The organism is Ralstonia sp. AU12-08 (assembly GCF_000442475.1).
Lineage (GTDB): Bacteria > Pseudomonadota > Gammaproteobacteria > Burkholderiales > Burkholderiaceae > Ralstonia > Ralstonia insidiosa.
In genome coordinates this window covers 584517-592110 of record NZ_ASZV01000047.1, presented here as the reverse complement: position 1 = coordinate 592110, position 7594 = coordinate 584517, and the positions used below count along the sequence as shown (strand labels likewise).

The 7594-nt window shown below is 64.2% G+C and carries 7 protein-coding genes; 5 read left to right on the top strand and 2 right to left on the bottom strand.

Annotation, left to right across the window (positions count from 1 at the left end; translation table 11 throughout):
• Positions 1-64: 64 nt before the first annotated feature.
• Both C404_RS54875 and C404_RS54870 read right to left on the bottom strand, forming a co-directional pair.
• Positions 65-925 (bottom strand): CHAD domain-containing protein, encoded by an 861-nt coding sequence (locus C404_RS54875; protein WP_031330128.1) that lies wholly within the window; start codon positions 923-925, stop codon positions 65-67.
• A gap of 124 nt (positions 926-1049) precedes the next feature.
• Positions 1050-1829, bottom strand: coding sequence for a DeoR/GlpR family DNA-binding transcription regulator (locus C404_RS54870; RefSeq protein ID WP_021197340.1), 780 nt, complete (start codon positions 1827-1829; stop codon positions 1050-1052).
• A gap of 153 nt (positions 1830-1982) precedes the next feature.
• Here C404_RS54870 and glpD point away from each other — a divergent pair, with 153 nt between their 5' ends.
• The 5 genes from glpD (at position 1983) to C404_RS54845 (ending at position 7577) form a co-directional block, all read left to right on the top strand.
• Positions 1983-3560 carry a glycerol-3-phosphate dehydrogenase gene (gene glpD / locus C404_RS54865; RefSeq protein ID WP_021197339.1) on the top strand — a complete coding sequence of 526 codons (1578 nt, stop codon included), beginning with the start codon at positions 1983-1985 and terminating at the stop codon, positions 3558-3560.
• 86 nt (positions 3561-3646) lie between these two features.
• The gene (locus C404_RS54860; RefSeq protein ID WP_021197338.1) at positions 3647-4765 is read left to right on the top strand and encodes an ABC transporter ATP-binding protein; all 1119 of its coding nucleotides are present in this window, start codon (positions 3647-3649) and stop codon (positions 4763-4765) included.
• On the top strand, positions 4752-5861 hold the full coding sequence (locus C404_RS54855) for an ABC transporter ATP-binding protein (RefSeq protein ID WP_021197337.1): 1110 nt from the start codon (positions 4752-4754) through the stop codon (positions 5859-5861). Before C404_RS54860 ends, C404_RS54855 begins: the two co-directional genes overlap by 14 nt.
• Entirely contained in the window at positions 5858-6748 is an 891-nt protein-coding gene (locus tag C404_RS54850; protein WP_021197336.1) for a carbohydrate ABC transporter permease, read from the top strand. The genes C404_RS54855 and C404_RS54850 overlap by 4 nt, the downstream gene beginning before the upstream one ends.
• A complete protein-coding gene (locus tag C404_RS54845) occupies positions 6741-7577 on the top strand; it encodes a carbohydrate ABC transporter permease (RefSeq protein ID WP_021197335.1) in 837 nt (278 codons plus the stop codon). Before C404_RS54850 ends, C404_RS54845 begins: the two co-directional genes overlap by 8 nt.
• The last annotated feature ends 17 nt before the right edge of the window (positions 7578-7594 follow it).

The following is a 7594-nucleotide window of genomic DNA, read 5'->3' as shown; positions in this document are numbered from 1 at the left end:
GGCAGGTTTTCCGAACTGTGCAAGCCCTTTCTTTTTGTAGGGTCTTTCTGCACTTTTTGAGAGGCTAGACCGCTGGGTGTTCGCGTATCCAGCGCAATTGCCGAGCCGCACGCTTTCGGGCAACGCGGGCGCGCTTGTGAAACGCGCTCACGATGGAGGCTGGTGGCACATCCTTTACTACCCCGGCAGCACGCTCCAGAGAGATCGCCGCGTCATGCACCTCGCCAAGGGCGTCTTGCAGCTTGCGTAGATGTGCATGGCAGCGTTTGGGGGCTTGCGCGCCAAGCGCCAAGTAGAACGCCTCATAGAGATAGCGCCACTGCTTCGCGGTGATGCGGGCCCGGTGCAAGCGCGCGGGCGACGCCTGCTTCGGGCCGCGCCCCCGATCGATGAGCTTCTTTCTGAGTACCCGCGCCTGATCACGGGCGAACTCTGCGTGTGGGCCCGCCTCGACGGCTAACCGGAATGGCAGGACGGCCATTTCCAGATCAGCAAGCGTGTTCAACACATCAGGTGACGCTAAATCCGCTCGCAGCGATCGCCAAGATCGGCTGCGGGCGGCCTTGGCCTTGGTAATCGCCGCGGTAAGCCATGCGCGCCCAACCTCATCCTCCTCGGCCAGTGACTGCTGAACGGTCGGAAGCCAATCCGACAGAAGGACATCCCACTCGCGCACGGGGCCCGTGGATGCCGCCAGCGCCCGTAGGCGCGGTTTCCATTCGGCCGCGAAAGCCTCGGGCAGGACGGGGCCGAAGGTCACCCAGGCCGAACGCAGCCGGCGCAGGGTGACACGAAATTGATGGAGATCCTCGTCGCTGGGCCTGCGCGCCGCCAGTTTGACCAGGGCACCGCGCAAAGCTGCGACGTGCTCGACGACGATGCCCGCGAAGATCGAAAGGATTGCCGCTTGTGAGTGCTCGCTCACGACACCCCTCAAGGTGACTGTCATGTGGATGGCATTGGGCACACGAGGTGCGCGCCCTGTCATTTCACTGTAGTCGACGGGGACAAGACTGAGCGATACGTCAGATCAAGAACGCGCGAGACGCTCAGGCTTGCCCGGCCTCGCTGGCGACGACGACGTCGACCTCAGCGGCGCGGAAGACTTCCGCCATCGGCTCGGGCACCGGCACGTCGGTGAAGAACTTGTCGATCTGCGAAATGTGACCGAGGCGCACCACGGCGCGGCGACCGAACTTGGAGTGATCGGCGGCGAGCCAGACCTCGCGCGACTGCTCGATGATGGCCTGGGCGACGCGCACCTCACGGTAGTCGTAATCGAGCAGCGTGCCGTCTTCGTCGATGCTGGAGACGCCGATGATGCCGATGTCGACCCGGAACTGCTTCATGAAGTCGATCGTGGCCTCGCCGACGATGCCGCGGTCGCGGTTGCGCACGAGGCCCCCGGCGACGATGACTTCCGCATCCGGGCTGCCCGACAGGATGGAGGCGACGTTCAGGTTGTTGGTGATGACGCGCAAACCCCGCGGCCCGTTCTGGCCAACGAGCGCCTTGGAGATCTCTTCGGTGGTCGTTCCGATATTGATGATGAGCGAACGGCCAGGCTCGACATGGCGGGCGACGGCTTCGGCAATGCTGCGCTTGGCATCGATATGCAGAACCTGGCGCTGGTCGTAGTCGATGTTCTCGACCGACGACGGCAGACCGACGCCACCGTGATAGCGCGCGAGCAGGCGCTCGTCTTCGAGCTGGCGGATGTCGCGGCGGATGGTCTGGGTGGTGACGCCGAGCACGCGGGCAAGCGCATCGACGGAAGCATCGCCGTGCTGGCGGACGTACTCAAGGATCTGGCGGTGTCGGGGCAGCATCAATGCATCAAATGAACACAAACGAACATATGTGAGCGGATCAGGCGATTCCCTATGTTGCTTTATTTTCGCCTTTCACTACACTATCCGCGAACGCGTCACCATTCGCAAGAATTCGCAAACATTGGCGCGTAAATCAACAGATTCCAACCCATGCAACTCTCTGACGCTTCGCATCTGGACTGTGATCTGCTGGTGGTCGGAGGCGGCATCAACGGCGTGGGTATCGCGCGTGACGCTGTGGGCCGTGGCCTGTCGGTCGTCTTGTGTGAAAAGGACGATCTGGCCCAGCACACCTCTTCGGCCTCGACCAAGCTGATCCACGGCGGGCTGCGCTACCTCGAATATTACGAATTCAGCCTCGTGCGCAAGGCGCTGCAGGAGCGCGAGGTGCTGCTGCGCATGGCGCCGCACATCATGTGGCCGCTGCGCTTCGTGATGCCGCACGATGCAGCGCAGCGTCCGGCGTGGATGATCCGCGCGGGCCTCTTCTTATATGACCACCTGGCGCGCCGGCGCTTTCTGCCGGGTTCGGAATCGATCAAGCTTGGGCGACATCCGGCCGGCAAGCCGCTCAAGCCAGGCTACACGCGTGGCTTCGTCTACTCCGACGGCTGGGTGGACGACGCCCGCCTGGTGGTGCTCAACGCCCGCGATGCGGCCGACCGCGGCGCGCACATCCTCACCCGCACGCGCTGCCTGAACGCCGAGCGCCGCGCTGATGGCTGGCATGCCTCGCTGGCGGGCCCGAACGGTATCCGCTCGGTGCGCGCCAAGGCCATCGTCAATGCGGCCGGACCGTGGGCGGCGGACTTTGCCCGCTCCGCGCACGCGCTGCCGAGCACGCGTGGCCTGCGCCTGATCAAGGGCAGCCATATCGTGGTGCGGCGGATGTTCGACCACCCGTTCGCCTATATCTTCCAGAACCCGGACGGGCGGATCGTGTTTGCGATCCCGTACCAGAACGATTTCACGCTGATCGGCACGACCGACCTGGAATACAAGGGCTCGGTGGACCAGGTGGCCATCGACGCCAGAGAAATCCAGTACCTGTGCGAGATGGCGAGCCGTTATTTTGAGCAGCAGCTCACGCCGGCCGATGTGGTGTGGACGTACTCGGGCGTGCGCCCGCTGCTGGATGACAGCGCCGCCAACGCCTCGGCCATCACGCGCGACTATCTGGTCGAGTGCGAGACCGGCGCCGATGGCAACAGCGCCCCGCTCATCAACGTCTGGGGCGGCAAGATCACGACCTACCGCAAGCTGGCCGAAGAAGCGCTGGACCAGTTGGCTCCGCATCTGCCCGCAGCCGGCAAGCCGTCGTGGACGGCTACCGCATCCTTGCCCGGTGGGGACCTGGAGGCCCCGGGCCAACTCGTCGCCGAATACACCTTCGACGATTTTGTGACGCGCCTGCAAAAACGTTTGCCTTGGCTGCCGTCCACGCTGGCCACGCGCTATGCGCACCAGTACGGCACCCGCGTGAACACGCTGCTGGCCGGCGCCGCACGTCTGGAAGACCTGGGCACGGAGGTGACGCCCGGCCTGTATGAAGCGGAAATCCGCTACCTGGTTGAACACGAATGGGCCCGCACGGCGCAGGACATCCTGTGGCGGCGGACCAAGCTGGGGTTGCATGCGAGCGATGCCGATCGCAGCCGGCTGGAGGGCTGGCTGATGCGGCATCTGCCGGACAACGAAGCCGCCCCGGCCGCAGAGCAAGCCCCCTGATCCCCAGAGGTCGGCGACAAAGCAGCACACGGGCCGGGGGGCCCGAAAGATCAAGCTGTAGAGAAGTACAAAGACGGGAGACACAATTGATTCTGGAACTGGACCAGGTTACGGCCATGGTCGGGGCGCAGACACATCTGTACCCGACCAGCCTGCGGCTGGCGCCCGGCGCGATCAACGTGCTGCTCGGGCCGACGCAAGCCGGCAAGACCACGCTGATGCGCATCATGGCTGGGCTGGACCGGCCGACCACCGGCCGCGTGCTGGTCGATGGCAAGGACGTGACGGGCGTCGGTGTACGCGATCGCAATCTGGCGATGGTGTACCAGCAATTCATCAACTACCCGGCGATGACGGTGTTCGACAACATCGCGTCGCCGCTGCGCCTGCAGGGCACCAACAAGGGCGAGATCGATACGCGCGTGCGTGCTGTGGCCGCCAAGCTGTACATCGAACACCTGCTGCAGCGGCTGCCGGCCGAGCTGTCGGGCGGCCAGCAGCAGCGTTGCGCGCTGGCACGGGCGCTGGTCAAGCGTGCGCCGCTGGTGCTGCTGGACGAACCGCTGGTCAACCTCGACTACAAGCTGCGCGAAGAACTGCGCGCCGAACTGGCCTCGCTGTTTGCCGATGGCGGTACGACCGTGGTGTACGCCACCACCGAGCCGCAGGAAGCGCTGCTGCTGGGCGGTCACACCGTCGTCATGCATGAAGGCCGCGTGCTGCAGTCGGGCCCGACGCTCGACATGTATGAAGTGCCGGTGTCGGTCAACGCGGCGGCCATCTTCAACGACCCGCCGATGAATGTGCTGGATGCCACCGTGGCGGAAGGCAACCACATCCGCTTGCCGCAAGGTATCGACGTGCCCTGGACGCGCCCGTTGCCGATGGCGGCCGGCACGCGCTGCCGCATTGGCCTGCGCCCGAGCCACATCCGACTGGCGCCGCGCAACGGTGGCGCCGTCGCCCTGCCGGGCACGGTGGAACTGGCCGAGTTGTCGGGTTCCGAAACGTATCTGCACGTGCGCGCGCATGCCGCCGGCCAATCGAACAGCATCGGCCTGGTTGCCCAGCTGCCGGGCGTGCACGAGTTCGAGATGGGCTCGGCGCTGGATGTCTTCGTCGATCCGGCTGAACTGTTCCTGTTCGATGACGCGGGCAAGCTGGTGAGCGCGCCCAAGCAGGGAGGCGCACATGGCGCGCATTGAATTCCGCAACCTGGGGCACAGCTATCACCCCAACCCGCAAAGCCTGTCTGACTACGCGCTGCAGCCGATGAACATGACGTGGCGCGACGGCGGTGCGTATGCACTGCTGGGCCCGTCGGGCTGTGGCAAGTCCACGCTGCTGAACATCATCTCGGGGCTGCTGGTGCCGTCGGAAGGCCAAGTGCTGTTTGACGGCCAGGACGTCACGCACGCCAGCCCGCGCGAGCGCAACATCGCGCAGGTGTTCCAGTTCCCGGTCATCTACGACACGATGACCGTGTTCGACAATCTCGCCTTCCCGCTGCGCAACCGCAAGACGCCCGAAGCCGAGGTGAAGAAGCGCGTGGAGGAAGTGGCCGAGATCCTCGAGCTGCAGCACGCGCTCAAGCGCCGCGCCTCGGGCCTGGCGGCGGATGCCAAGCAGAAGATCTCGCTGGGCCGTGGCCTGGTGCGCAAGGACGTGGCGGCCATCCTGTTCGATGAGCCGCTCACCGTCATTGATCCGCACCTGAAGTGGCAACTGCGCCGCCAGCTCAAGAAGATTCACCAGCAACTGAAGCTCACGCTGATCTACGTGACACACGATCAGGTGGAAGCGCTGACCTTTGCCGACGAGGTGGTCGTCATGACCGAAGGCAAAGTGGTGCAGCAAGGCGGGCCGGAAGCGCTGTTCGAGCGGCCGGACCACACCTTCGTCGGCTACTTCATCGGCAGCCCGGGCATGAACCTCTATCCGGTAACGGTGGATGGTGACGTGATTGCGTTGGGCGGTCAGCGCCTGTCCGTGGGCCGAGACACGCTTTCCACGCTCAAGAACGCAAACGGTTCGCTCAAGCTCGGTATTCGTCCGGAGTTTGTGCAACTGGCCACGCCGGGCGAAGTTGGCACGGTGGCGGCGGATGTGCACCAGGTGCAGCAGCTGGGTACGCACCAGTTGTTGACGGCCAGTCTGGGCGGCAATGGCGACGGTACGGTCGGCCTGCCCATCAAGGCGAAGCTGCCCAACGAAGTGAGCGTGACCGAATCGCGCGTGTGGCTGCGCCTCGATGCGCCGCAGACGCTGTATTACTCCGATGACGAGAGGATCGGCCGATGAACAAGCCGCTCAACAACAAGGCGTGGTTCCTGATCCTGCCGGTGTTTCTGTGTGTGGCGTTCTCCGCCATCCTGCCGCTGATGACAGTGGTGAACTACTCGGTGCAGGACATCATCAGCCCCGAGCAGCACGTGTTCGTGGGCGTGGACTGGTTCCGCCAGATCCTGCGTGATGGCGACCTGCAGGACGCCCTCACCCGCCAGCTGATCTTCTCGCTGTGCGTGCTGGCGGTAGAGATTCCGCTGGGCATCGGCCTGGCGTTGGCGATGCCGTCCAAGGGCTGGAAAGCGTCGGCGGCGCTGGTGGTGCTGGCGATGCCGCTGCTGATTCCCTGGAACGTGGTCGGCACGATCTGGCAGATCTTCGGGCGCTCGGACATCGGTCTGGCCGGCTACTGGCTCAACCAGATGGGCATCGACTACAACTACACGTCGCACTCGTTCGACGCGTGGATCACCGTGCTTATCATGGACGTGTGGCACTGGACGCCGCTGGTGGCGCTGCTGGCGTATGCCGGCCTGCGCTCGATCCCGGATGCGTTCTACCAGGCCGCCGAGATTGACGGCGCGAGCCGCCTGGCCGTGTTCCGCTACATCCAGCTGCCGAAGATGCGCGGCGTGCTGATGATCGGCGTGCTGCTGCGCTTCATGGACAGCTTCATGATCTACACCGAGCCGTTCGTGCTCACCGGCGGCGGCCCTGGCAACGCCACGACCTTCCTGTCGCAGTACCTGACGCAGAAGGCAGTCGGCCAGTTCGATCTGGGCCCGGCGGCAGCGTTCTCGATCGTGTACTTCCTCATCATCCTGCTGTTCTGCTTCGTCCTCTACAACTGGATGCAGCGCATGGGCAGTGCCAGCACGGCAGTGGGAGACGACCATGCCTAGTCCGAAAAGCAAGAACAACGAGCAGCAGCGCAAGATCGCCCGCGCGATCACGCTCGTCATCTACGTGGCGTTTGCCGTGCTGCCGCTGTACTGGATGCTGAGCATGTCGCTCAAGACCAACGAGGAGACGCTGGCCGGCTTCTCGATCTGGCCGAAGCTCGTCACGTTCGACAACTACAAGATCATCTTCACTGATCCGTCTTGGTACTGGGGTTACATCAACTCCATCATCTACGTGACGATGAACACGGTGCTGTCGACCGTGGTGGCGCTGCCGGCGGCCTACGCCTTCTCGCGCTACCGCTTCCTCGGCGACAAGCACATGTTCTTCTGGCTGTTGACCAACCGGATGACGCCGCCCGCAGTGTTCCTGCTGCCGTTCTTCCAGCTGTATTCGACGGTCGGCCTGATGGATACGCACCTGGGCGTGGCGCTGGCGCACATGCTGTTCAACGTGCCGCTGGCGGTGTGGATTCTGGAAGGCTTCATGTCCGGCATCCCGCGCGAGATTGACGAGACGGCCTACATCGACGGCTACAGCTTCCCCGCGTTCTTCCTGAAGATCTTCCTGCCGCTGATCAAGGCGGGCGTGGGCGTGACAGCGTTCTTCTGCTTCATGTTCAGCTGGGTGGAGCTGCTGCTCGCGCGCACGCTCACCTCGGTCGATGCCAAACCCATCACGGCGGTGATGACGCGCACGGTATCGGCTTCGGGCATGGACTGGGGCGTGCTGGCCGCAGCCGGTGTGCTGACGATCATTCCCGGCGCGCTGGTGATCTGGTTTGTGCGGAACTACATCGCGAAGGGCTTCGCGATGGGCCGCGTCTAAAGAACGAGAAGAACAGG